28 protein-coding genes and 1 riboswitch are annotated in these 25,396 nt (G+C 28.3%); of the genes, 23 read left to right on the top strand and 5 right to left on the bottom strand.

Features of this window, described 5'->3' with window-relative positions; translation table 11 throughout:
• Nucleotides 1-275 (top strand): HD domain-containing protein (locus CHL78_RS06645; RefSeq protein ID WP_408638599.1); only part of this gene is annotated, 275 nt, incomplete at its 5' end.
• A 139-nt stretch (nucleotides 276-414) separates the two neighbouring features.
• Here the strand turns inward: CHL78_RS06645 and CHL78_RS06650 are convergent.
• Nucleotides 415-1,077 carry a hypothetical protein gene (locus CHL78_RS06650; RefSeq protein WP_094369621.1) on the bottom strand — a complete coding sequence of 221 codons (663 nt, stop codon included), beginning with the start codon at nucleotides 1,075-1,077 and terminating at the stop codon, nucleotides 415-417.
• Between the two features lie 153 nt (nucleotides 1,078-1,230).
• Between CHL78_RS06650 and CHL78_RS06655 the strand changes: the two genes are divergently transcribed.
• The 4 genes from CHL78_RS06655 (at nucleotide 1,231) to CHL78_RS06670 (ending at nucleotide 4,587) form a co-directional block, all read left to right on the top strand.
• A complete protein-coding gene (locus CHL78_RS06655) occupies nucleotides 1,231-1,944 on the top strand; it encodes a hypothetical protein (protein WP_094369622.1) in 714 nt (237 codons plus the stop codon).
• Nucleotides 1,945-2,165: 221 nt separating this feature from the next.
• Nucleotides 2,166-2,879 (top strand): 4Fe-4S dicluster domain-containing protein, encoded by a 714-nt coding sequence (locus CHL78_RS06660; RefSeq protein ID WP_094369623.1) that lies wholly within the window; start codon nucleotides 2,166-2,168, stop codon nucleotides 2,877-2,879.
• Nucleotides 2,880-2,958: 79 nt separating this feature from the next.
• The gene (locus tag CHL78_RS06665; RefSeq protein ID WP_094369624.1) at nucleotides 2,959-3,600 is read left to right on the top strand and encodes a lactate utilization protein; all 642 of its coding nucleotides are present in this window, start codon (nucleotides 2,959-2,961) and stop codon (nucleotides 3,598-3,600) included.
• A 96-nt stretch (nucleotides 3,601-3,696) separates the two neighbouring features.
• Nucleotides 3,697-4,587, top strand: coding sequence for a YegS/Rv2252/BmrU family lipid kinase (locus CHL78_RS06670; RefSeq protein ID WP_094369625.1), 891 nt, complete (start codon nucleotides 3,697-3,699; stop codon nucleotides 4,585-4,587).
• Nucleotides 4,588-4,644: 57 nt separating this feature from the next.
• Here CHL78_RS06670 and CHL78_RS06675 read toward each other — a convergent pair whose 3' ends face one another.
• Nucleotides 4,645-6,309, bottom strand: coding sequence for a glutamine--tRNA ligase/YqeY domain fusion protein (locus CHL78_RS06675; protein WP_094369626.1), 1,665 nt, complete (start codon nucleotides 6,307-6,309; stop codon nucleotides 4,645-4,647).
• 257 nt (nucleotides 6,310-6,566) lie between these two features.
• On the opposite strand from CHL78_RS06675, the gene CHL78_RS06680 reads away from it, so the two are divergent.
• From CHL78_RS06680 to CHL78_RS06720, 9 genes are all read left to right on the top strand, one after another.
• Entirely contained in the window at nucleotides 6,567-7,220 is a 654-nt protein-coding gene (locus CHL78_RS06680) for a hypothetical protein (protein WP_094369627.1), read from the top strand.
• 19 nt (nucleotides 7,221-7,239) lie between these two features.
• Nucleotides 7,240-7,824, top strand: coding sequence for a TVP38/TMEM64 family protein (locus CHL78_RS06685; RefSeq protein ID WP_158540649.1), 585 nt, complete (start codon nucleotides 7,240-7,242; stop codon nucleotides 7,822-7,824).
• 91 nt (nucleotides 7,825-7,915) lie between these two features.
• Nucleotides 7,916-8,479 (top strand): hypothetical protein, encoded by a 564-nt coding sequence (locus tag CHL78_RS06690; protein ID WP_094369629.1) that lies wholly within the window; start codon nucleotides 7,916-7,918, stop codon nucleotides 8,477-8,479.
• A gap of 114 nt (nucleotides 8,480-8,593) precedes the next feature.
• On the top strand, nucleotides 8,594-10,297 hold the full coding sequence (locus CHL78_RS06695; protein ID WP_094369630.1) for a hypothetical protein: 1,704 nt from the start codon (nucleotides 8,594-8,596) through the stop codon (nucleotides 10,295-10,297).
• 137 nt (nucleotides 10,298-10,434) lie between these two features.
• Nucleotides 10,435-11,043: a hypothetical protein gene (locus tag CHL78_RS06700; protein WP_094369631.1), complete on the top strand. Its 609-nt coding sequence runs from the start codon at nucleotides 10,435-10,437 to the stop codon at nucleotides 11,041-11,043.
• A 30-nt stretch (nucleotides 11,044-11,073) separates the two neighbouring features.
• Nucleotides 11,074-12,372 (top strand): cation:proton antiporter, encoded by a 1,299-nt coding sequence (locus tag CHL78_RS06705; RefSeq protein WP_330408592.1) that lies wholly within the window; start codon nucleotides 11,074-11,076, stop codon nucleotides 12,370-12,372.
• A gap of 80 nt (nucleotides 12,373-12,452) precedes the next feature.
• A riboswitch (Lysine riboswitch) is annotated at nucleotides 12,453-12,622 on the top strand.
• 79 nt (nucleotides 12,623-12,701) lie between these two features.
• Nucleotides 12,702-13,895: an aspartate kinase gene (locus CHL78_RS06710; protein ID WP_094369632.1), complete on the top strand. Its 1,194-nt coding sequence runs from the start codon at nucleotides 12,702-12,704 to the stop codon at nucleotides 13,893-13,895.
• A gap of 17 nt (nucleotides 13,896-13,912) precedes the next feature.
• Nucleotides 13,913-15,211: a diaminopimelate decarboxylase gene (gene lysA / locus CHL78_RS06715; RefSeq protein ID WP_094369633.1), complete on the top strand. Its 1,299-nt coding sequence runs from the start codon at nucleotides 13,913-13,915 to the stop codon at nucleotides 15,209-15,211.
• A 147-nt stretch (nucleotides 15,212-15,358) separates the two neighbouring features.
• Nucleotides 15,359-16,000 carry a hypothetical protein gene (locus tag CHL78_RS06720; protein WP_094369634.1) on the top strand — a complete coding sequence of 214 codons (642 nt, stop codon included), beginning with the start codon at nucleotides 15,359-15,361 and terminating at the stop codon, nucleotides 15,998-16,000.
• A 48-nt stretch (nucleotides 16,001-16,048) separates the two neighbouring features.
• Here CHL78_RS06720 and CHL78_RS06725 read toward each other — a convergent pair whose 3' ends face one another.
• Nucleotides 16,049-17,143 carry an AI-2E family transporter gene (locus CHL78_RS06725; protein ID WP_094369635.1) on the bottom strand — a complete coding sequence of 365 codons (1,095 nt, stop codon included), beginning with the start codon at nucleotides 17,141-17,143 and terminating at the stop codon, nucleotides 16,049-16,051.
• A 139-nt stretch (nucleotides 17,144-17,282) separates the two neighbouring features.
• Here CHL78_RS06725 and CHL78_RS06730 point away from each other — a divergent pair, with 139 nt between their 5' ends.
• The 3 genes from CHL78_RS06730 to CHL78_RS06740 all read left to right on the top strand — a co-directional run bounded on the left by CHL78_RS06730 (nucleotide 17,283) and on the right by CHL78_RS06740 (nucleotide 19,640).
• Complete coding sequence (locus CHL78_RS06730; protein WP_094369636.1) at nucleotides 17,283-17,999, top strand: pseudouridine synthase; 717 nt, start codon at nucleotides 17,283-17,285, stop codon at nucleotides 17,997-17,999.
• Nucleotides 18,000-18,009: 10 nt separating this feature from the next.
• Nucleotides 18,010-18,594 carry a tRNA (mnm(5)s(2)U34)-methyltransferase gene (locus tag CHL78_RS06735; protein ID WP_094369637.1) on the top strand — a complete coding sequence of 195 codons (585 nt, stop codon included), beginning with the start codon at nucleotides 18,010-18,012 and terminating at the stop codon, nucleotides 18,592-18,594.
• A gap of 173 nt (nucleotides 18,595-18,767) precedes the next feature.
• The gene (locus CHL78_RS06740; protein WP_094369638.1) at nucleotides 18,768-19,640 is read left to right on the top strand and encodes a MurR/RpiR family transcriptional regulator; all 873 of its coding nucleotides are present in this window, start codon (nucleotides 18,768-18,770) and stop codon (nucleotides 19,638-19,640) included.
• A 68-nt stretch (nucleotides 19,641-19,708) separates the two neighbouring features.
• Here the strand turns inward: CHL78_RS06740 and CHL78_RS06745 are convergent, their stop codons facing one another.
• Nucleotides 19,709-20,335, bottom strand: a complete 627-nt coding sequence (locus CHL78_RS06745) for a peptidylprolyl isomerase (RefSeq protein WP_094369639.1) — start codon at nucleotides 20,333-20,335, stop codon at nucleotides 19,709-19,711.
• Nucleotides 20,336-20,476: 141 nt separating this feature from the next.
• Here CHL78_RS06745 and CHL78_RS06750 point away from each other — a divergent pair, with 141 nt between their 5' ends.
• Nucleotides 20,477-20,887, top strand: a complete 411-nt coding sequence (locus CHL78_RS06750) for a hypothetical protein (RefSeq protein ID WP_094369640.1) — start codon at nucleotides 20,477-20,479, stop codon at nucleotides 20,885-20,887.
• A gap of 40 nt (nucleotides 20,888-20,927) precedes the next feature.
• On the opposite strand, the gene CHL78_RS06755 is transcribed toward CHL78_RS06750, so the two are convergent.
• On the bottom strand, nucleotides 20,928-21,254 hold the full coding sequence (locus CHL78_RS06755; protein WP_094369641.1) for a hypothetical protein: 327 nt from the start codon (nucleotides 21,252-21,254) through the stop codon (nucleotides 20,928-20,930).
• A 343-nt stretch (nucleotides 21,255-21,597) separates the two neighbouring features.
• On the opposite strand from CHL78_RS06755, the gene CHL78_RS06760 reads away from it, so the two are divergent.
• The 5 genes from CHL78_RS06760 (at nucleotide 21,598) to CHL78_RS06780 (ending at nucleotide 25,389) form a co-directional block, all read left to right on the top strand.
• Nucleotides 21,598-22,098, top strand: coding sequence for a QueT transporter family protein (locus tag CHL78_RS06760; protein ID WP_094369642.1), 501 nt, complete (start codon nucleotides 21,598-21,600; stop codon nucleotides 22,096-22,098).
• Nucleotides 22,099-22,143: 45 nt separating this feature from the next.
• Nucleotides 22,144-22,878 (top strand): cell division protein, encoded by a 735-nt coding sequence (locus CHL78_RS06765; RefSeq protein WP_094369643.1) that lies wholly within the window; start codon nucleotides 22,144-22,146, stop codon nucleotides 22,876-22,878.
• Nucleotides 22,879-23,070: 192 nt separating this feature from the next.
• Nucleotides 23,071-23,790 (top strand): selenium cofactor biosynthesis protein YqeC, encoded by a 720-nt coding sequence (gene yqeC, locus CHL78_RS06770; protein WP_094369644.1) that lies wholly within the window; start codon nucleotides 23,071-23,073, stop codon nucleotides 23,788-23,790.
• A gap of 11 nt (nucleotides 23,791-23,801) precedes the next feature.
• Nucleotides 23,802-24,368, top strand: coding sequence for a molybdenum cofactor cytidylyltransferase (gene mocA / locus CHL78_RS06775; RefSeq protein WP_094369645.1), 567 nt, complete (start codon nucleotides 23,802-23,804; stop codon nucleotides 24,366-24,368).
• A 1-nt stretch (nucleotide 24,369) separates the two neighbouring features.
• Nucleotides 24,370-25,389, top strand: a complete 1,020-nt coding sequence (locus CHL78_RS06780; protein WP_094369646.1) for a molybdopterin-binding protein — start codon at nucleotides 24,370-24,372, stop codon at nucleotides 25,387-25,389.
• The last annotated feature ends 7 nt before the right edge of the window (nucleotides 25,390-25,396 follow it).

Raw genomic sequence — 25,396 nt, forward strand, 5'->3', positions numbered from 1 at the left:
ATGCAATAGGAGCTATTGGAATTGCAAGAACTTTTGCATATGGAGGATATAAGAATAACCAAATATATGACCCTGATATTAAACCAATGGAGTTTTCTTCTCTAGATGAAGTTAAAAATGCTCCAAATCACACTATTAATCATTTTTATGAGAAGTTATTGAAGTTAAAAGATAATATGAATACAGAATCAGCAAATGAAATAGCTAATAGAAGGCATAAATTTATGGAAACATTTTTAGATGAGTTTTATTATGAGTGGAACTTTAATGAATAATTTTACCACTATGGCAGAGGCCGTTTAGAATAAAAGAAATATATGGTAATAGAACCTTGGGTTTCATATATGTACATATTATATATGAAACCCAAGCTACGATTACCGAGGATTCAATAGCTATAAAGAAGAATACTATTTAGTATTTGCAATGAGTAATTTCCAAGTTAGTTCTATTTAAAAACTCATTTTTAAATTTTGTAAAATCTTTTCTTGAGAGTATTATCTCTTCAGTAATTTTATAATCAGCCATATGAGTAATGAATAAAACTTGCGAATTTGAATAAAATGAATCTCTATACGAACATTCAATAATATCATTCCAGTTTACTAGTATACCATCTCTAAATAAAATACCTTCTTCAAATACTTCTGTTAAATGAATAAAATCGAATATGGTGCATCCAATAAAGATTAAAATTAAAATAAATATTACTAGAAATATTAATTTATTTTCTATAGTTGTAAAACTAATGTAATTATATAGTAAATTCAAATTAGATTTGCCGATAAGTGATAAAAATTCATTTATATAGGTTTTTACAGAGTAAATAAGAAATATAATTTGAAATACTAAAGCTATCTTCCAAAATTCATGAGATTCTTTTAGCTTAAAGTTTAATGACGAAGATACTTTTTTTAGATTTTTAGATCTCAGTACAAGCGAATGAATTACTGATACTATAAAAAGTAGTACAAATATTAAAGCACACACAAATACTAAATAAGCATGTTCGTTAAATAACAAAATTCCCATGCACAGTAGTGCAAGACTAGATAAATAAGTAGGATTTCTAGACATAAGACCTCCTTAAATATTTTTTATATAATTATATAGTACTTAAGTGTGTAATGAGCCTGTCCAATAAATGTTAAATTATTTATTTCTTTATTTTTTTCTAATAAAATAGTAATATAAGAATATCAACTTATAGATATATAAAGGAGAAATACAGTGAAGTATATAAATATTAATAATAAACATGAAATTTTTGTTAAAAACAGGCTTATAAAACATAGGTTTGATAATTTAATTACAAAGAAGGTAAATGTAAGTCAGGACCAATTAGATAGATGTAAGGAGTATGCTCAAGAATATATAAATAAGAATAAAGACTATTCTAAATTAGTTCCTAAGGAGATAAAAAATATAGAGCTTCAAAAAGAAATAGCAATGCAAAGAGTGTTTGCAAATAAAGTAGCTGAATGTGGATTTTTAAATTATTTAGCTAAAGAAAATATAAGTAGCGATGTACTACAAAAAAATAAAATTGATATAAAAGTGGCACTAGATAAGGATATCCATACTAGATTAATAATACCTAAGGAAGAATTTACTTCTAAAAACAAACATAACTATTATGTTGGAGTTCACTTAAACGCTCAAATACTAGATAAAAAAGATAATGTAAAAAGACATTTGATCAAAGATATATATGATATTAAAGAAGTTCAAATTTATGGTTATTTAGACTATAAGTTTACTAATGAATTAAAGTTTGAAACAATTAAAAATAAACTGGGTAAAAAAGAATTTAAGTTCTTTACGAAAAAATCAGATAACTATGATAAGAAAAGTCAATATGCAAATCTTCTAGGAGAAGAATGCAAATGGTACTATTTAGATAGATTAATGCCAATAGAAAATTTAATGAAAAAGTTTAAGTAAGAGAAAAAACTACCTTAATATGCATACTTAAGGTAGTTTTTTTGCGTATTAAAAAAAATACTTATCTAAGTGGGAATATTTAGCATATATATTAAAAAATAGGATCAGATATTTATAAATATCAAGGAGGATGATATATATGTCGGATATAAATGTAAAAAAATCCTATAAAAGTATTTAGAGTTAAAACAGCAGCTGAAATTTGGAGTGTAGGTAATAGCATGTGCTATTGGAGACATAAGATAGAACACATAGGACTAGCTTGTGATGCTCCTATGGATATATGTATGACGTTTAATAACACAGCCAACTCATTAATTAAATATGACTTTGCAAAAAGAATAGATGCATCAGAGTGTAAAGAATTACTTCATCAAGCATATGAAAGTAACTTAGTTCAATGTGGTGAAAATGTTAGAGAGGGAGTGAATTTTATTTGCAATTGTTGTGGATGTTGTTGTGAGGCTATGCTTGCAGCTAAAAAGTTTGGGAATATGCATCCAGTTCAGACAATAAGTTTTATTCCAAATATTGATTCTAACACATGTGTTAAATGTGAACAATGCATTAAAGCTTGTCCGATAGGTGCAATAAATAAAGTATTGAAGGATGATTATGTTGTAATAAAAGTTGATGAGGAAAGATGTTTGGGATGTGGAGTATGTGTAAGAAACTGCCATAAAAATAGTATAATTTTATTGAAAAGAAAAGAAAAAATTATAACACCTTCAAGTTCTGTTTATAGAGCTGTACTTATGGCTATAGAAAAAGGTCAATTACAAAATCTTATATTTGATAATGAAGCTTTAAGTAGTCATAGAGCTATGGCAGCAATTCTTTCATCAATATTAAAATTATCACCAGCAAAAAAGCTAATGACAAGTGATCAACTAAAATCCGTATACTTGGATAAATTACTTAGTGTTAAAAAATAGCATATAATATAAATATTGGGTATGGTAAAATAATATTATAATAATATAGATAATAATAGTAGAGTGAGGAGAGATTATGATGGATACTAATGTAATGTGGGTTAATGAAAAAAAGATAGAGAGAACAATCAAGTCATTAGAAAAAAATAATATGAAGGGCTATCTAGTTAATAATAGTGAAGAACTATTTGAACGAATTGAAAAGGTATTAAAAGATGGAGATACAGTTGCTTGTGGAGGCTCAATGACATTATTTGAAACAAAGGTAATAGATTACTTGAGAAGTGGAAGATTTAAATTCTTAGATAGATATGAGCCTAATTTAACTCCTGAAGAAGTTAAAGATATTTTTAAGAAGTCATTATTATCAGATGTTTACTTTACTAGTAGTAATGCAATTACAGAAAATGGAGAACTTTACAATGTTGATGGTAATGGAAATAGAGTAGCGGCAATGCTTTATGGACCTGAAAAAGTAATTGTTGTTGCAGGGGTTAATAAAATAGTAGCAAATGTTGAAGAAGCTATAGAAAGAAATAAATACTTATGTGCACCAGCTAATGCTAAGAGACTAAGTACAAATACACCATGTGAAGTTACAGGATACTGTATGGATTGTCAAAGTCCTACTAGAATATGTTGTGAGTATACTTTAATAAAAAGACAAAAGACTGCTAATAGAATGCACGTTATATTTTTAAATGAAAACTTCGGATATTAAAATCTACTATCAATGGATTAATAAATAAATAAGATTTTACTATTAGAACATACTATATATAACTTCAAAGGAAGATTAAAGCATAAGGGAGGGAATATGAAAAAAGTAAAACTTATATATAATCCAAATTCAGGGGAAAAGAAAATATCAGGCAAATTAGATAATATAATTCAAATATATCAAAAACATGACTATACATTAATACCTTTTAGAATAAGTAGTGATGAAAGTAGTGACAAGGCTTTTGAGGATATAGATAGTACATATGACCATATAATTATCGCAGGTGGAGATGGGACTATAGACAGGGTCTTAAATAGCATGATACTTGCAGGTATTAATATACCAATTGGAATATTGCCTACAGGTACTGCAAATGATTTTTCTAAAGCATTAAATATGACTTTTGAAATAGAAGAAGGTATAGAAAAAATAATAAATTCTGTTCCTAAGAAAATAGATATAGGAAAAATCAACGATAGATATTTTGTAAATGTGGCAAGTGCGGGCATGTTTACAGATGTATCTCAAAGAATAAATCCAGATTTGAAAAATTCGATTGGAAAAGTATCTTATTATATAAAAGGTATTGAGGAGGCACTTCACCTAAGAGAATTTAAAATTAATGTATCTTCAGAGGAGTGTAATTATAACGGAAATATGTATCTAATGTTAGTTTTCAACGGTAAAACAGCAGGAAATATTAATTTAGCATACAAGGCAGAACTAGATGATGGATACTTAGATGTTATAATATTCAAAGTTATGCCAATACCAAGGTCTATACCACTACTTATAAATCTTTTAAAAGGTGAACATTTAGATAACTCAAATGAAGATGAACTATTGTATTTTAAAACTAAAAAAATAAAAATAGAATGCTGTGATGGATTAGTTACAGATATAGATGGAGAAAAAGGACCTGACTTTCCTCTAGAAATAGAATGTATTAAGGATGGAATAGAAATACTAGGATTTATGGATTAGAAACTAAAGAATGCTTTATCAGCAAGTCAATTAAGATTGTTGATAAAGCATTTTTTATTACTTTGAAGGTTTAAAAGAACTTTTTAGTGGAACTATTCTATTAAACACTAATTTTTCATCTGTAGTGTATTTAGTATCTACACTGAAGAATCCATTTCTTACAAATTGGAATTTATCTAAAGGCTTAGCATCTTTAATTTGAACTGATTCAGCAAAGCCTTGAAGTATCTCAATAGAGCCTGGATTTATTTGTTCTAAGAAGTGCTTTCCTTCGTTTTCAGGAGCATCATCTAAGATTAATGGATCAAACAATCTAAATTCACAAGGGACTGCAGTTTTTGCATCAACCCAGTGTATAGTTGCTTTTACTTTACGTCCAGTAAATCCTGAACCACTCTTAGTTTCTGGATCATAAGTACATTGTACTTCAACTACATTTCCATTTTCATCTTTTATAATATCATTACATTTTACAAAATAAGCACCTTTTAAACGAACCTCATTACCTGGGAATAGTCTAAAGTATTTCTTTATAGGATCTTCCATAAAGTCTTCTTGTTCTATGTATAATTCTCTAGAGAATGGAACTAATCTAGTACCTTTAGTTTCATCTTTAGTATTATTTTCTATTTCTAACATTTCAGATTGATCTTCTGGGTAGTTAGTTATGACTAATTTTAATGGTTTTAAAATACCCATAGCTAATGGAGCTTTTGGCTGCAAATCTTCTCTTAAGAAGTGGTCTAAAAGTTGGCTATCTACTTTAGAATCAGCTTTAGCCACACCTATTTCTTGACAGAAGTTACGTATAGATTCTGAAGTATATCCTCTACGTCTTACACCTGATATAGTAGGCATACGAGGATCATCCCATCCGTCAGTAACCCTTTCATCTACAAGTTGCTTTAATTTTCTTTTACTCATAACAGTATTTGTAAGATTAAGTCTTGCAAACTCTATTTGTCTTGGTACGTTTTCCATTTCACATTCAGCAACGAACCAATCATAAAGTGGTCTTTGATCAGCAAATTCTAGAGTACATATAGAGTGAGTTATTCCTTCTATTGCATCTTCTAGTGGATGAGCAAATGCATACATTGGATATATACACCACTTATCACCAGTATTGTGATGAGTTGCATGAGCTATTCTATATATTATTGGATCTCTAAAGTTTATGTTAGGAGAAGACATGTCTATTTTTGCTCTTAAAACTTTCTCTCCATCTTTAAATTCACCATTTTTCATTTTTTCAAATATCTCTAAGTTTTCTTCTACAGATCTATTTCTGTATGGGCTATCTTTTCCTGGTTCTGTTAATGTACCACGATATTCTCTTATTTCGTCTGGAGTTAAATCACAAACGTAGGCTTTACCTTTTTTAATTAAAAGTACAGCTCTGTTATACATTTCATCAAAGTACTCAGATGCAAAGTATAGGTTGTTCCAATCAAATCCTAACCATTTTACATCTTCTTTTATTGAGTTAACGTACTCTACATCTTCTTTAATGGGGTTAGTGTCATCAAACCTTAAGTTTACTTTCCCATTAAACTCTTTAGCAAGTCCGAAGTTTAGGCATATACTTTTTGCATGACCAATATGTAAGTATCCATTTGGCTCAGGCGGAAAACGAGTTATAATGCCGTTATGTTTTCCAGTCTCTAAATCATTTATAATAATATTTTTTATAAAGTTAGACGAATTATTTTCATTTGACATATCTGATACCTCTCACGTAAATATTTTATATATAGTAAATCATACTATATTACATAATAATAATTTTAATGCAAGATTGAAAAAAAATAAAGATTTAATTATTTATATGTTTAACAGTATTATCCAAAATGTAAGATTTTATGTTGAAAAATCATAAAAATAGATTAATATTTTATTAAATAATATGATGATAATGATAGATACTATTATAAGTATTATTAATGATTAATTATAAAAGATGTAGGAAAGGAGTTCATATGAAAAAGCTATTTAAAATAATTGTTCCTATAATAATAGTTATACTTATACTATTAGGGGCGCTATATTATTTATTGATTCCCACAAATAAAATATATTTAGAAAGAGATAATAAAATTATTACGTATAAAGACTTAATAGAAGGGGATTTTCTTAAGTCATGTGAATTGCTAGAAAATCCACTTGGTCTAAAAGGAAATATAGAAGTGTCAAATAAAGAATTTAGAAATATTATTTATACACTTATGAAAAAATATAATATTAGTGAACTTAAAGATACATACATTGAGATAGAAGATAAAAATATTAAAGTATCATCTCCATATGAGGTTTTAGGATTTATTGAAAGTCAATTTGAACTAACTCTTGTGCCAAAGGTTGTAAATAATAGACTAAATATAAAAGTAACAGATTCTAAATTGGGTAAAATAAACATAAGCAATAATATACTAAAGCGAATAATGAAATCATATGAAAGTAAAATTCCATTTAGTATTGATGGAGATACTATAATAATCGATAAGAGTTATACATATCCATTGGTTATAGATAGATTGAGTGTAGAAAAAGGAAAAATAATTTTGGAGATAGAGGTTAGAATAGATAATCTATTAGATTTTATAAAAGATTATGATATTAACATAAATACTTAACTAGATTAGGATGATTTTTATGGAACAAATTTTATATTCGATATCAGAGTACAAGTTATTGGCAATGGTTGCAGGATTTGTAATAGTTGGTGTAGAAACATTTATACCAATGATTCCACTTTTAGCAATAATTATTGCAAATGCATTTATATTTGGAATGTGGATAGGATTTATTATTTCTTGGACAGGATCATCAGCTGCATCAGTATTTTTGTATTATGTAGCAAATAGATTTTCAAAGGCAAAGATATTTAGAAAATACAAAGATATTACACAAACGGAGAAAATGTCAGAGTTTATAAAAAAACAAGGATTTAATACTATTTTTATTTCATATGCATGTCCATTTATACCCGATTTTTTGGTTACAATAACATCTGGTTTTGTAGGGCTTGATATAAAAAGTTTTATTTCTGGAATGGTTTGTGGAAAATTTGTAATGTTTCTTTTAATAAGCTATATAGGAGAGGATGTAGGGTCATTTTTTTCTAATCCAATTAAAATAATTTTATTTGCTATAGTAATTATGGCATCTTGGATTATAGGCAATCGTGTTAATAATAAGATCCATGAAACAGATATAAAAAATAAGGAATATAAGTAAAAAAACTAATAATATTTGAAAAAGTAAACAACCTGTGTTAAACTAACATAGTTATACTTAAATTTATTAAAATTTTATAGGGGGGATTAAAATGAATAAGATATATATAATAACTACCTACACTGGTACGGCATTATCATATCTAATAAGAAATATAAGTAAAACCCCATACGCACACGTATCAATAGCTTTAAATAGAGAATTAAGACCTATGTATTCTTTTGGAAGATTAAACCCAAAAACTCCAATATTTGCGGGGTTTGTTGAGGAAAATATAAATGAAGGTCTATATGCAATTAGAAAAAATACAATGTGTAGAGTTTATTCATTAGGGGTTACAGACTCGCAATATGATAATTTATATAAAAATATAAAGGTAGTTAGTGATAATAGAACAGAATATGACTATGATGCTATGGCTTTAATTTACTTAACATTAAACAGGCCAAGAGAAGCGGAGTACAAGTATGTATGCTCTCATTTTGTAGCTGATATGTTGCAAAAAAGTAATATAAATATTTTTGATAAAAAATCACATGAAGTAATACCAAATGATTTCTATGATAAAGAAGATTTTGTATTAGAATACGAAGGACTATTATCTAAATATAATTCTCCAGAGCATTCATACATTCCAAGTACTGTAAATGCATAATAATATTATAAATATTTATTAAAATACCCATTATATGTATAATGGGTATTTATTTTTTATGAAAAAGTGGATATAATGGTAATAATAACTAATTATCCATGAAAGGGGTATATAATGAAAAGGTTCATTAAAATTTATGGTCTATCGGCTATAATTGTTGCAATTTACGCATTTGTAAAATTGCCTGTTCTTAGATTTGATTTCTTGTCAAGTTTTTCAACATTAATTATATTCTTTGTACTAGCAGGAATATTTGATATGATGTTAGATAGAAACGACAAGACTTCAAAGCTTGCAAAATATAATTTCTCAATCGCGGTGGTATTAATAATTTACAGTGTAGTAGTTCCATTTATTAGTTCAACACCGATAATACACTCAAAAGCTTATAGAGGTCTAATAGGAGAGGTTAAAGAAAGTAAGTTCTCTGAAGATGTAAGTCCTGTAAGTGTAAATGATATTCGTATAGTAGATGAAGACATGGCAATGAAACTAGGTGATAAAAAATTAGGTGAAATACCAGCATTAGGTAGTGTCTCTAAACTTGGAAAGTTCCATATTCAAAGTGTAAATGGAGAACTATACTGGGTTGCACCACTTGTACATAGAGATATAATAAAATGGGTAACATCACTTGATGGTAGTAGTGGGTATGTAATGGTATCTGCAAGTAACCCACAAGATGTAAGATTAGTTCAAGAAATTGATGGGAAACCTGTTAAAATAGTATATCAACCAGAGGCATATTTACATCAAGATTTACACAGACATATGTACTTAAATGGTATAGTAGACGCAGGTGTAACTGATTTCACATTAGAGATAAATGATGAAGGAAGACCTTTCTGGGTATCTACACTGTATGAACATAAAGTTGGATATGGTGGAGCTAATGCAATTGGAGTTGCAACAGTTGATGCTCAAACAGGTAAAGTTAATAGATATTCAATTAAAGATGCTCCAAATTGGATAGATAGAATACAGCCAGAAAGTTTTGTAATAAATCAAATAAATGACTGGGGATTATATGTTAAAGGATTCTTAAACTCAGTTATTTCAGAAGAAGAAGTGCTAGTAGCAACAGAAGGTACATCATTAGTATATGGTGCTGATAATAAGTCATACTGGTATACAGGAATAACTTCTGCTGGTGGAGATGAATCTACAATAGGGTTTGTTTTAGTAGATACTCGTACTAAAGAAGCTAAATTATATAAACAACCAGGTGCAACAGAAACTGCAGCTATGGGTTCTGCAGAAGGTAAAGTACAAGAGAAAAACTATCAAGCTACATTCCCTGTAATGTACAATATACTTGGAAAACCTACATATGTTTCTGCTCTAAAGGATAAAGCTGGGCTTGTAAAAATGGTTGCATTTGTATCAGTTGAAGATTTCAGTTTAGTGGGTCTTGGAGAAAACAAAGATGAAGCTTTAGCAAACTATAGAGAAGCATTATCTACAAATGGTAATAAAATCTCTATTGAAAATGATACAGAAAAAGAAACAGTAGAAGGAACTATAACTAGAATAAGTCAAGATGTTAAGGGTGGAAATACTAACTACTACATGACAATAGATACCAAAGATGGCGTAATATATACTGCGACTTCAAAAATATCTACAGAAATCCCTTTAACAGCAATAGGAGATAAAGTAAAAGTATCATTCCAAGCTAAGAGTAGTGGCTTAATTGAGCTTATAGAGTTTGATAACTTAAATATAGGAACATCAGAAAATACTTCACAAGAACAAGTTAAAACTCAAGAAGAAGGGTCAGAAGATACTTCAGAGAACACAGAAACTACAAATCAATAAAGTTTAAAAAATCGCATTTTACAAATGCGATTTTTTTTTATAACAAATTATGAATAAACTGTAAATTTTTATATATACAATTAATATAATAATAGTACAACCTGGATAAATAAATAACATCAAGGAGAATAGACATAATGGTAGGGATAGAAAAAGAGATACTGCTTGTGATTAGCAGAATTAGATGTATGACAGAGACTCAAGCGGGAAAAATTTTTAATGCTAAAAAAAGACATGGTAGAAAGCCATTTAAAAAAACCTTGAGAAAAATGTGTAATGAATATACCCTTAGAAAATATCCGTGCAATATAAACTATGGAGGGTATAAAGACAACTCTTATGTTTATTACCTAAATGGAAGCCAAGTTTATAGAGGTAAGGATCTAGCTAAAGTTGTTATTGGATCAGAGTTAGTAATAAAAATTGAAGCTGGGGGATGTGAGATAAGAAGATTTTACAGAAATGCAAAGGTTGATAATGATATCTATGATATATTTATTGAATATATAGATCAGTATGGAGATCTTAAACAATTACTAGTAGACATAGATTTGGATAATAATGTAAAAATATCTAAATACAAATATTTAGATGATAAAATTAATAATTCAACAATACCATTTTTCCAAACACCCAGAGTACTAATAATCACATCTTCTAATATCGAAAATGAATTACGAGAGAGAAGTGATCATAATATAGACTTTATAGATTTAAGTTTAAATAAATTATTTAGACATATATAAAACCTATCATTGAAGATGGGTTTTATTTTTTTGAAATTTGTAAAAGATATATATAGAAATTTAACTAATAACGTAGGAGAAGGTGAATTTATGGGTGAAATGAATACCGCCTCAATAAGTGCAAATGAATTACTTTTAATTATGGCCTCTATTTCTGTGCTGGGAGTAGTTGGAGGATGGATAGGAGAAAAGATAAAAATACCTGATGTAGTAATATACTTACTGTGTGGAGTAGCCTTTGGTCCAGCAATATTAAATGTAGTAAATATAGATGCATTTCCTATTGTAAACGAACTTATACTAACTTTTGGATCTGCTTTTATACTTTATGAAGGAGGTCGAGAAGTAAAGTTAAAAGTCTTAAATGAAGTAAAGGTAAGTGTAGGACTATTAGCATCTTTAGGTGTATTTATTACTGCAGGGATAGTAGGAATAAGTGCATACTTTATATTTTCTCTACCTATAAGTACAAGCATACTGCTTGGTGCAATCGTAGCTTCTACAGATCCTGCAAGCTTAATACCGGTATTTAGAAAAGTTCCTATAAGAAATAAATTAAAACAGACAATTATTAGTGAGTCAGCTTTTAATGATGCTTTTGGAGCTATATTATTTACTTCAGTTCTAGCAGGAATCACATTAACTGAAAAAATTGGACTTGCTCATACTACACTTCAATTAATATTTATGATACTTATTGGTGTTTTAGTTGGTACAGGTATTGCACTTATAGGTATAGCTTTATCATCTGATAAAAAATTTGGAATATTTTATGAGTATGCTCCTATAATATCAGTAATAATAGTTATCTTTGCTTACGAAGTATCAGAAAGATTTGGTGGAAGTGGATATATGTCAGTATTTATAGCTGGACTTGTATATGGAAATAAGAAAAGGTTTGGATTATGGGTACCAGATGAGAGCTATGTATCAGGTATACATTTTAGAGAAAATATTGCGACAATAGCTAGAATGTCAATATTTATTGTATTAGGTAGTCATTTAGATATAAACTCATTATTAAAATATGGAATGAATTCTTTTATAATAGCACTAATATTAATGCTAATAGCAAGACCTATTGTAGTTATAATATGTACTGCATTTGACAAACGAGCAGCATGGACTAAAAATGAAAAATTATTTATGATGTGGGTTAGAGAGACTGGAGTAATACCTGCAGCTCTTTCTGGTATTGTAGTATCAATGGAGGTACCAGGATATGAAATTATCTCAGCAACTGTTTTTATGACTATAGTGGTAACTCTTATAGTACAAGCTAGTACAACAAATATAGTAGCAAAAAAACTGGATGTATTAGAAAAGTAAGATAGAAGTAATATATTAATTAGTAAAAATGATTGCAATATTTAGAAAAGTATGATAAAACTATATTATTAAAATAACGAACCTAGGGTAGAGGTGCAATAATTAAAAGTACTCATTTGAAGCTGGCAAGCTATGATAATTGAGGAAAGGAATTATTGCCGAAGAAGATTTACTGGCAAGTAGTCTTCTGGACTTGTGTAGAATATACACAAGGCTGTCACTTAATATTAAGTGATGAGCTACAAGGTTACTTTGGATAGGCTTTTACGCTCAAAGTATACCTTTGGGCGTTTTTTTATACAAATATGTATGTATTCAAGGGGGATAATATGAACATAGTAGTACAAAAATATGGGGGGAGTTCAGTATCTAGTACTGAAAAGATAAAGTTAATAGCTAAAAATATAATAAAAAGAAAGAATAAAAATTCTAAGATAGTAGTAGTAGTATCAGCTATGGGGGATACAACAGATGATTATATCAAATTAGCTAAAGATATTACTGATACACCTAGTAAGAGGGAATTAGATGTACTAATGTCTACAGGTGAGATGATAAGTGCATCGCTTTTAGCAATGACACTAGATTCTTTAGGGTGCAGCTCAATAAGCTATAGTGCTTACCAATTAGACATACAAACTAGTGGATTACATGGGAAGTCACATATTGATGATATTAATGTAGAAAAAATACAAAGAAGCTTAGAACAAGGCAAAGTAGTTATAGTTACAGGATTTCAGGGAGTTAATGATGATGGAGATATAACAACTTTAGGAAGAGGAGGATCAGATACATCTGCAGTAGCTTTAGCAGTTAAATTAAATGCAAGATGCGAGATATATACTGATGTAGATGGAATCTACTCCACAGACCCTAGAAAATATAAATATGCAAGAAAACTTAATGAAATTGAATATGAAGAAATGCTAGAACTAGCAAGTTTGGGAGCGCAAGTAATGCACTCAAGAAGTATAGAGCTAGCTCAAAAGTATGATGTCGAAGTGTATGTTGGATTGACATGTTCAAATATAGTCGGAACTTATATAAGAGGGGGAAATAATATGAAATTAGAGGATAAGATTATTACAGGTATTGCCACAAGTGATGATGATGTCTCTATTACAATAAAAGAGTTATGTGAGACACAAGTATGTGGTTTATTTGAAGATATAGCAATTAAAGGTATTAGTGTAGATATGATTAGTCAGACTGCACCAATAAATAAAAGAATAAGTGTCTCTTTTACAATTCCTAAAGAAGAGCTAAGTGAATGTAAATCTATAGTAAGTAGGTATTCGAAAGATGAAGATTTAGTTATTGATGATAATATAACGAAATTTTCTTTAGTTGGGTTGGGTATGAAAAACACAGCAGGTGTTGCATCAAAGGTATTTAAAATATTTAAAGAAAATAATATAAAAATTAAGCTGATAACTACTTCAGAAATTCGAATAACTTGTGCTATAAGTTATGATGATAAGCAAGAAGCAATAAATAGAATATGTAAAGAGTTTAATTTATAATATTTAGGAGGGGTAATATGAAACTGCATGGGAGTATGACCATTGAGGATAAAATATTACATATCGGAGGAGTAAATACTTTAGAAATTGCAAATAAGTATTCAACACCTCTATATGTACTTGATGAAGAATTAGTAAGAAAAAATTGTAGAGATTACGTAAAGCACTTTAAAGTTAAAGAAAATAAAAATAAAGTAGCTTATGCTGGCAAAGCTTTCTTACCTATATATATGTGCAAAATAATAAATGAAGAGAATTTATGTTTAGATGTAGTTTCTGGGGGAGAGTTATATACTGCTCATAAGGCAAATTTTCCTATGAAAAATATATTTTTTCATGGGAATAATAAAACAACAGAAGAAATAAAAATGGGAATAGAATTAGGAGTAGGAAAGTTTGTAGTAGATAATTTTTATGAACTTGATTTAATCGAATCAATTTGTAAAGAAAAAAATACTATACAGGAAATTTACTTTAGAATAACACCTGGTATTGAAGCTCATACGCATGATTATATTAAAACAGGTCAAATCGATTCTAAATTTGGATTTACATTAGTAAATGGAGACTTATTCAATGCTATTAAAAAGTTAGATGAATATAATCATATTAAGTTAGTTGGTCTTCATGCGCATATAGGATCTCAAATATTTGAAATTGATCCATATATGGATGAAGTTGATATTATGATGGATTTAGTAAAAGAAATTAAGGAAGAATATAATATTGAAATCAAGGAAATAGATTTAGGTGGTGGAATAGGTGTTTATTATACAAAAGAAGATAAGCCTAAAAGTATCAAGGAGTTTTGTGAATCTATAATAAAAAGAGCAGAGACAAAATGTAACAAGATTGGGATAAATATTCCAACTTTGGTTATAGAACCAGGAAGATCAATTGTCGCAAATGCAGGAAGTACGTTATACACTATAGGATCAATAAAAGATATAAAAGATGTAAGAACTTATGTAAGTGTAGATGGTGGAATGACAGATAATATAAGACCTTCATTATATCAAGCTGGTTATGAATGTAGTATAGTTAACAAAATGGGTCAAAAAAATATAAATCAAGTTACAGTAGCAGGAAAGTGCTGTGAAAGTGGAGATATATTAATAACAGAGACTAATATTATGGATATTAAAACTGGTGACATACTAATAACTACTTCTACTGGAGCATATGGATATTCAATGGCATCAAATTACAACAAAATCCCAAAACCAGCTGTGGTATCTGTTTATAATGGAGAAGAGAAGATAATATGTAAAAAACAAAGTTACGAAAATATGTTAGAATTAGAATTAAATAGTTAATAAACAATCGCACAAAATGTGCGATTTTTTTATGTTTAAGGGAATAATATTACAAAAGTCTCTTTAAAAAGATAAGATTTTGCATATTTCTTACTAAAAAAACAATAATTATGTTAAAATTATTATATGCTAATGAGGAGGGATATAATGAAGCAAAAAATAGTATTAATTATAACATTATTTTCAATACTTCTTACTGGATGTTCTTCTTCTAATAAAGAAGAAAATACATTTGTTGCTGAAGGAAAAGCTGCATTAGAAAAGCATGAATATAAAGAAGCAATGTCTTTACTATCATCAGCGCTAGAGGCTGATACTTCAGATGAAGAGGCTAGGAGTATGTATGTTCAAGCTATGAGAATGATGGATGTGTTAGAATATGAAGATCAAGGGAATTATGATAAGGCAATTAAAGAACTTGAAATAATAGTAGATTTAAAAGGTGGATCTTCGGCCATAAAAAGTGAAGCATCTGCTAAGAAAAAAGAACTTGATAAACTGAATGAAGAACAAAAGAAAGCTGAAAAAGAAAGAAAAGAAAATGCAAAAGTTTCAGCTGCAAATGGGAAATATAAAGCAGAAAAAGAAGCTTATGAAGCTAATCAAAAAATAGAAGCAGAAAAGGCTGAGAAAGAACTGGCTGACAAGGAAAAAGAAGAACAGGAAAAAGCAGAACAAAATGCAAATAATCCAACGAATAACAATCCAGAAAATACAACGCCAAATACACCAGCTACTCCGCCAACTGCAACTATAGTACCAAATGGACAATCAGGAAATATTCAATAATAAAAAGCTGTTCTAAGTATACTTTAGAACAGCTTTTTATTATAAATACTATTTAGAATCTTTAATATAAATCTTTTTCTCAATATATTTATCAAGAGAAATTTTTATAACAGCTGCAATAGGAACTGATAAAAACACTCCGACAACGCTAAATAGTTTTCCTCCTATCAAAACAGCAGAGATTATCCATAGAGGACTGAGTCCTACTTGGTCTCCCATAACCTTAGGTCCAATAAAGTTTCCATCTAACTGTTGTAATATTAAAACAAATACAGCGACCCATAGCGCTTTTATAGGACTTTCCATAAGTGTCATGATTATAGGAGGAACAGCGCCTATAAATGGTCCAAAATAAGGTATTATGTTTGTCAGAAAAACTATAAAAGATAAAAATAAAACATTATCTATCTTTAATATGAATTTAAAACCAATAAAAGCAAGCACACCAATTATTAGCGAGTCTATAACCTTTCCAGTCATATAATTATAAAAGATATCATGAGACATTTTAAAAAACTCAACAGTAGAATCGGCTTTTGACTTTGGTAAGATAGAGTATAATAGTTTTTTACAGCCAAGTGCTATCTTTTCCTTATCAAATAACATATAGATTGAAAGAATTATAGCCATAACTAAATTAAATAATACAGATGTAATTGTAAAGATATAAACTACTAGATTAGTTGAAAATCTTGTAAGAATATCAACTAATTTTTGTAAAATACTGTTTAAGTTGTTTTGTATATTTGGAACTATAGATTCTAGTAATTCTGTCTGAGACATATGTTTACTTAGAAAATCATTCATCATAGTTATATAGTTTGGTACTTCTTGTATCAATCTATTTAAAGTGGTAACTATAGAGGGTATTAGTAATTTTAAGCCTAAAGTCAAAATTAAAAATACTAATATATATGATAGAAGTATGCTCAGTAATCTATGTAATGAAAATTTTTTTTCAAATAACTTAACGAGAGGATTTATTAATAATGAAATCAATATTGCAATTAAAAAAGGACTAAAAAAACTAGTCATACCTCCTATACCAATAATAAACTGACTTGGACTATCTATAAATTTGTAAATCAAAATAGATATTAAAGCGAAAAAGATATAATATTTAATATTTTGTTTTGATATCATGATGCCTCCTAATAATATAAATTTAAATTAAAATACAATAGAAATATTTAAATTTTTCTTTATATGTATTATTATATAATAATGTAATAAAAATAAGTTAAATAATAAAAAATTATGAAATAATAGAGAAGGTGAAGTTATGAGAATTAACAAATATATAGCTTCTTGTGGGATAGCCTCAAGAAGAAAGGCAGAAGAAATAATATTAGATGCAAGAGTAAAAGTCAATGGAAGAATAGTCGAGGAGCTATCTTTTAATATAGATGAAGAAAATGATATAGTTGAAGTTGATGGTAAAGTAGTAAGTTTAAGTGAAAAATATGTTTATATTGTCTTAAATAAACCAGAAGGGTATATCACTACTGTCAAGGATCAATTTGATAGACCAAGTGTATTAGACCTTGTAAGTGATATAAAAGAACGTGTTTATCCGATTGGAAGATTAGATTATGAAACTAGTGGACTTTTAATCCTTACAAATGATGGAGACTTAACATATAAATTAACTCATCCAAAGCATGAAGTTGATAAGACATACTTAGCACTAGTAAAAGGAACTCCATCTGCAGAAGAAGCTAGAAACTTTGAATCAGGTCTTCAGATTGAGGATTATACAACTGCTCCTGCAAAAATAAAAATAGTGGATATTAACAGAGAGAAAAATTACTCTAAATGTGAAATAAAGATACATGAAGGTAGAAATAGACAAGTAAGAAAAATGTGTAGAGCTATAAATCATCCAGTATTAAGACTAAGAAGAGTTGCTATGGGTAATATAGGGCTTAAAGGTGTAGAAGTAGGAAAGTATAGACATCTAACAAAAGAAGAAGTAGAGTACCTAAAAGGAATAAAGTAGGAGTATAAATATGATAAAAGCTAAATATTTAACTAAAATTACAGACATAAATAAACTTTATTTAGAAAATATATTAAATGAAGGAGATATTGTAGTAGATGCTACTATGGGAAATGGATACGATACAAAGTATCTTGCACAAAAAGTTGGAAAAGATGGATTTGTATATAGCTTTGATGTTCAAGAGAGTGCATTGAAATCTACAGAAAAAAAACTAAAAAAAGAAAACTTAGAAGATAGAGTAAAGCTAGTACTTGATGGTCATGAGAATATGGACAAGTATATAGATAAAGAAGTATCTTGTGTACTATTTAATTTAGGATACTTGCCTAGAGCGGATCATATGATTATAACAAAGCCAGAAACAACGATACAAGCAATAAAACATAGCTTAAATCTGTTGAAACCACATGGTATAATTAGTATTTCTATTTATACAGGACACCCTGGAGGTATTGAAGAAAAAAATAGTATATATGATTTTATAAAAGATTTAGACCAAAGTGAATTTAATGTTTTAGAGTCAGGGTTTGTAAATCAAATAAACAATCCTCCACAATTAGTTTTAATAGAGAAAAAGAAAGAATATATATAAATTATGTAAGATAAAGTGTTATAATAGTATTAAGTAGTTGATAGAGTTAAAAGAAAAATTATGTAAATTTATATGATAAATCTCATGGGGAAAAGAGAGAAAATCATAAAAAATAGTATAATATATTTTAAGTAAAAGTTACTAATAGTAGATACCACTAAAAGGAGATAGTTATGGACGGTACAAGAGAAATGAAGGATAGTAAGCAGTTAATATCAAACATACAAGCCCAATACCCGAGATTAAGTAAGGGGCAAAAGCTGATAGCGCAATATATTTTATCAAATTATGATAAAGTTGCATTTATGACTGCCTGTAAATTAGGGGAAACAGTAGGTGTTAGTGAGTCAACGGTAGTAAGATTTGCAAATGCATTAGGTTATTCAGGATATCCAAAATTACAAGATGCTCTGCAAGAACTAATTAAGAATAGACTTACTACTGTACAAAGAGTAGAGATGGCAAATGAGTATTCTGATGATACAACAATACTTAATAAAGTTTTAAAAAGTGACATAGATAATATTAGGGGGACTCTAGAAGAAGTAGATGAAAAAGCTTTTGAGGAAGCTTCAAATAAATTATTAAATGCTAGAAAAATATACATATTAGGTATGAGAAGTTCCTTTACTGTAGCTCAATATTTAGGATTTTATTTAGATATAATACTTGATAGTGTTCATATAATCAGAATGGATATGGGAGATGCATTTGAACAAATAGTTAGAATTAATGAAAATGATGTTGTCGTTGCAATAAGCTTCCCAAGATATTCAAAAAAATCATTTGAAGTAGTAAGCTATGCAAAAGAAAAAGGAGCTCACGTAATATCATTAACTGATAGTATATTTGCACCTGTAGCATCTATTGCGGATAATGTACTTTTAGTTAAAAGTAATATGGCATCTTTTGTTGATTCACTAGTACCAGCTTTAAGTATATCAAATGCACTTATAATCTCTGTGGGTATGAAGGAAAAAGAGGAAATTAAGGAACACTTTGATGATCTAGAAAAGATATGGAAGATGTACTCAGTCTATGAATAACTAGATATAGATACTATTAAAATAAAAACCCTTAGGAATCTGTATTCTTAAGGGTTTATTATATATAGCTACATCTTTTCTGGTTCTTTGTATTCTACCCCTTTAGTATCTACTTTTATAGATTCTATGATAACATCTTTAAATGGCATGTCGCTATTATCAGTTTCAACACTTTCTATAGCATGCATGATATCTAATCCTTTTATTACCTTACCAAACCCAGCATAGTTTTCATCTAAGTGTGGTGATTCTTTAGTTACAACAAAGAATTGACTACCACCACTGTTCTTACTTTGGCTTCTTGCCATAGATAGCACACCCTCAGTATGTTTTAAATCATTTATAAATTTATTTTTTGTAAATTCACCTTTAATAGAATATCCAGGTCCACCCATTCCATTTCCTTCGGGGCATCCACCTTGAAGCACAAAATCTTTTATTACTCTATGAAACTTTAGACCATCATAAAAACCACTGTTAGCTAAATATATAAAATTGTTTACTGTATTTGGAGCTATATGAGGGTACAGTTCAGCTTCAATAGTTCCGTAGTCTTTTACAACGATTGTAGCAATAGGAAGCTCTTTTGGAGGAGTCCTTACCTCATTATCAACTTCGCCTTTAGTACATCCAACTAATGCTAATGCTCCTGCTAATATAGTACCTAAAAATCCTTTTTTTACTTTGTCAGTCATATGTATCACCTTTCTAATATCAATTTATAATATTATACCATAATTTATTAAATTTCTTATATTAGGATAATATCTTTAGTATTTTATAATAAAATACTACGCATAATATAAATATGCATACTGGTAACTGGAGGGATTAACATGAATAAATCAAAGAAAAATAAAATTATTTTTTTACTAATATCAACCATGTTTTTATCTTGCATTAATGGGGGAATTATAAACGCAAAAGAACCTATTATGGAATATAAATATACTGTAGAAGAACAAAAAGTAAAAAGAGCTCAATTTATTTGGACTTCATCTATCGAATCACTGAGAAAAGATAAGATAATAAATGATGAAGAGGCAAAAAATATTAATAAATATTTAAAAGAAGAAATGAAGATTGAATTAAATAAGGGAAAGTTAAATAGATTTGAACACGAAAAAAAAGCACTAAGGGTTTCTACAGTAGATAAAATGGTAAATGATAGTATTATTAGCTCAGAGCAAGGATGCTTGCTTAAAAAGAAACTTAATAAGTATGATATATCAAATTTAGAAAATTAAAGATATAGATAGGCTATATTATAATCAAATATATTATAGCCTATCTTCTTTTTGAATATCTTTTTTTTATTTTTTTTATATATCTTTTTCTAGGAATACTTCTATCAAATACATCTTCTATTTCTTCTGGCTCAGATGTATCCTCCTTAAATTCAGCTTTACATGCGATTCTTATCTCAGATGCTAAAGACAATTCTTCTCCTAAAGCTACTAGAAATGAGCCAAGTATTCCTAAATCTTCATCATTTTCGATTTCTTGTGAAATAATAGCTGCATATATAGATACTAAGAAAATATATTGATTTGCTACATTATTACAATACTGACTTATATCACAGTCCATAATTGACTTTGGATTTTTAGGCATACTTCCTCCTAAAATAATATAGTTATTTAATAATATGAGTTTGGTGCTGTATATATCACTAAAAACTAATTTAGATTACTATCCTGGTAGTTAGATTAATAAAATAGTAATAGGAGTTATATTGAATTTATAGAAGGTATAGTATATACTAGGTTAGTAAACTTAATAAGACAGTTCGTAAACCTCCTGTCTTTAAATAAAACTACGGTGAGAGTTATATAATAATAAATATGATTAATTGTTGTACATAAAACCGTAGATTATCTACGGTTTTTTTATGTTTTTAGTTTATTAATGTATAAATATTTTACAAATGAAAAATTTATTAAAAAGGAGAAATATCATGAGACAAAATACAAAGAAATTGGTAACAACAGCAGTAGTTGCATCAACATATGCAGCTATAACTTTGGCATTATCTTTTATAAGTTATGGTCCAATTCAATTTAGAATAGCAGAGGTTATGGTGTTATTACCATTTATTCGTAAAGAATATATTTTAGGTCTTACATTAGGGTGCTTTTTAGCTAATGTAATAAGTCCTTATGGAGTAGCGGATACTATTTTTGGAACAACAGCTACATTTATAAGTACTTATTTAGTATACTTAACTTCTAAGATTATGAAAGATAAAAAAGGTAGTATATTTATTGCATCATTGTGGCCCACTATTGTAAATGCTATAATAATAGGTGCAGAACTAAATATATTCTTTGGAATGCCATTTTTAATTTCTATGTTAGAGGTAGGTTTTGGACAATTTGTGGTAATAACTATAATAGGAGTACCATTATTTAAGATATTAGAAAATAAGTATTACAAATTAATAAAAAATGCATTTTAAGTAAAATGCATTTATTACATAATAAGTAAGGAGATATTATTAACTATGGAAAGTATTGCTAAAGAAGCGAAGATAATAGGTATAGGAGAAGAAGGTATAAAAGCCTTAGATTCTATGCACGATAAAGTAAAAGAAAATATGGATATTGAAAAAATAACTATAAAGCAAGATGTAGACAAAGAGTATGTTAGACAACTGTTAGATGGAGTAGAGGTTTTATTTTTAACTTATAGCACTGAAGATAATAGAGTTAAAGAAATTGTTAAAGCTATATCTTATATGGCTAGTGAAAGAAGAGTATTATGCATAGGACTTAATACATCAGATAAAGAGAACAAAGATGAATTAGGCGTAAATAGAGAATTTAACTTAGCAAATAATCTACAAAAAATAGTATCTTTAATAAATATAATGATTGAATCAATATCTGACCATTGTATGATAAACATCGATGTTACAGATTTAAAAGAAGTTCTAGCTAGTGATAAAGGTATAAAATACTCTTATGAAGAATTCGATAATATAAAAGATTCAGACAAGATAGCTAATACTATTTTAAATAATATGGAGAGTATAGGTGCTGAGTTTATAGGCAAAAAAGGTATAGTATTTGTTGAGCTAGATAAAAACAACTGTGAAGAAAATAAAATGCTAATTTATCTAAACGAGGTACTAACAAAAATTCAAGAAGATAATGATAATACATACGAGTTAATATTCTCTTTATATGTAAAGGAAGACTTAAATGGATTATCTAGAGTCGCTTTAGCATACAACTAAAAAGATAGTATATAAATTATTAAGGCATGATTAGTAATAATACTAATATGTCTTTAATTATTTCAAAATACAGATATATCAAAGAAATAAGAGTAGGTAAATAAAATACCTACTCTTATTTTTGTAAATTAAATCTTTTTACTATATCATATAAAATGTTATAATAATTATAGCAAAACAGAGGTGAATTAAATGATTTTGGGAGAAATGTTAGATATTAAGGTAAATGATATTATAACTGTTGTAGGAGCAGGAGGAAAGACATCATTTATTAATTATTTTGCAAATTATTATAAAGATAGATTTAAGGTATTGCTTACTACGACTACCAAAGTATATGTACCTGATAAAGTAGATTTTAACCATATGTATATGCTTAATAATTTAGAAAACTTTAATATAGAGGTGCAAGATGGAATAACAGTATGTGGTAAGTTTATTAATAACGAAAATAAAATAATTGGACTTAATTTAGATGACCTAAATACAATTGTAAGTGATTTTGAATTAATACTTATTGAAGGTGATGGATCAAAGAAGAAAAAACTAAAAGGTTGGGATGAGTATGAGCCAGTTGTTTATAGAAAAAGTACTATGACTGTAGGTATTATTGATATATCCTCACATGGCATGGATATCAATCAAGATAATATACATAGATTAAGCAAATTTAAAGAGATAACAAATAATAGATGTGGAAAAGTTGACCTTATTCATTTGAAAAAAATAATATTAAATAAAAAAGGATTGTTTAAAAATGCTAGTGGGAAAAAAATATTATTTATAAATAAGGTAGAAGATGATAACACAGAAAAATTGGCAAAAGAGTTAGTTAAGTTATTAGGCGAAGAAAAACATGATATTACTATATATTTTGGAAGTATACATAAAAACTTTTATAAATATGTATAGAGGGTAATGATATGATAAATGCAATAATAATGGCGTCAGGATATGCTTCAAGAATGGGTGAGAATAAATTATTATTAGATTATAATGGAATACCAATTATAGAACATGTTTTTAAAGAAGTTGAAAAAAGTAATTTTGGTAGTGTTTTAGTTGTTAGTCAATATGAAGAAGTGCTTAAGTTAAGTAAAAAGTATAATTTTATAGCGATATATAACGAAAATGCACATATAGGCCAAAGTGAATCGATAAAACTTGGAATTAAAAATAGTTCAGTATGTGATGGGTTTATGTTTTTTGTGGGAGATCAACCTTTTATTGATAGTAAATATATCAATAAAATAATTGATAAATTTGCTGAAGATAAAGAATATATAGTGATGCCTAAAAATAATTTAAGGAAGGGAAATCCGGTTATTTTTCCATATAGCAAAAAAGATGAATTAATATTATTACAAAAAGATGAGAAGGGTAAAAAGATTATAAGTAAAACATCTAAAGTGAAATATATAAACGTACCTGACAGTATGTTGATTGATATTGATACCAAAGAAGACTATAAAAAATATATAGGAGTATAGCATGAGACAGATAAAAACAGTAGATGCAGAAGGGCATATATTATGCCATGATATAACTAAAATAGTTCCAGGTGAATTTAAAGGTAGAGTTTTTAAGAAAGGGCATGTTGTAAGAGAAGAAGACATACCAGTATTACTATCTATAGGCAAAGATAATTTATATGTATGGGAACAGACAGAGGGAATGGTACATGAAAATGATGCTGCAGTATTTTTGAAAGATATAGCTGCAGGTGAAAATCTAGAATTTAGTGATATAAAAGAGGGGAAAATAGATTTTATCTCAACTGTAGATGGATTATTAAAAATTAATGTAGATAAACTTTTAGAACTTAATTGTATAGATGATATAATGATGGCTACACTACACAATAATTATGAAGTAAAAAATGGACTTAAAGTTGCAGGAACAAGGGTAATACCTCTAGTAATATCGCAAGAAAAGCTTGACGAAGCCAAAGTCGTTTTAGGCGGGGAAAAAATAATTAATGTTATTCCTTATAAGACGAAAAAGGTAGGGATAGTTACTACAGGTAATGAAGTATTCCATAAAAGGATATTAGATAAATTTGGACCTGTTATAGAAAATAAGGTAAGTAAATTTGGATGTGAAGTTATAGGACAAACTATATGTCCTGATGATAAAGAGATAATAAAGAATGCAATAAAGGACTTTATAGATCAAGGCGCAGAATTAATATGCTGTACAGGTGGAATGAGTGTAGATCCAGATGATGTAACGCCAACTGCGATTAAGGAAACTGGAGCAGAATTAGTTACATATGGATCACCAATATTACCAGGAGCAATGTTTTTACTTGCATATCATGGACAAGTACCTATAATGGGAATACCAGGATGTGCAATGTATAATAAAACAACTGTATTTGATGTAATATTACCAAGGATGTTGATAGATGATAGATTAACTAAAAAAGATATTGCTTCTTATGGTCATGGTGGTCTTTGTATGAACTGTGAAATATGTACTTATCCTGCATGTAATTTTGCCAAGATATAATAAAGAA

The sequence above is a fragment of the Romboutsia weinsteinii genome (assembly GCF_002250835.2).
Taxonomy (GTDB): Bacteria; Bacillota; Clostridia; order Peptostreptococcales; family Peptostreptococcaceae; genus Romboutsia_A; species Romboutsia_A weinsteinii.